This window comes from Vibrio sp. S234-5 (assembly GCF_000960595.1).
In the GTDB taxonomy this organism is placed as follows: domain Bacteria; phylum Pseudomonadota; class Gammaproteobacteria; order Enterobacterales; family Vibrionaceae; genus Vibrio.
Genome location: NZ_JZAM01000175.1, coordinates 1 through 412 on the forward strand (window position 1 = coordinate 1; position 412 = coordinate 412).

Consider the following 412-nt stretch of genomic DNA (forward strand, 5'->3'; position numbering starts at 1 on the left):
CTGTGATACCGGTTAACCAAGAGGTCAACGCCGCAGACATCATCAAACCGCCGACGATTTTCTTACGCTCAGGAGACGCGCAGTGGTAAATCGCCAGTGCCGCTGCTGGTAGTGCCCACATGGAGTACATAAAGCCACCAGACAGATAACCTGCGGTTTTATCGCCCGCGAAGAAGCGAGTGAGCTCACCGGTAAACTCTTTGCCGGTTTCTGGGTCTACATAGCTGCCGACTTCAAAGAAGAACGGCGCATTCCAGATGTGGTGCAAACCAACCGGGAGTAGTGAACGTTCGCCCGCGCCGTAAACCGCCCACGCGAGTACAGGGTTTTGGTACGCTGCCCAATGAGAGAATGCATCAAGAAGTTGTCCGACAGGTGGCCATGCAAACGCGAGAATCGCACCCACGACGAT

At 54.9% G+C, this 412-nt stretch carries 1 protein-coding gene; it reads right to left on the reverse strand.

Going from position 1 to position 412, the window contains the following annotated elements:
* Positions 1-412, reverse strand: a 412-nt coding sequence (locus UF06_RS08065; protein ID WP_045569988.1) for a PTS transporter subunit EIIC, incomplete at both ends; no start/stop codon positions are given.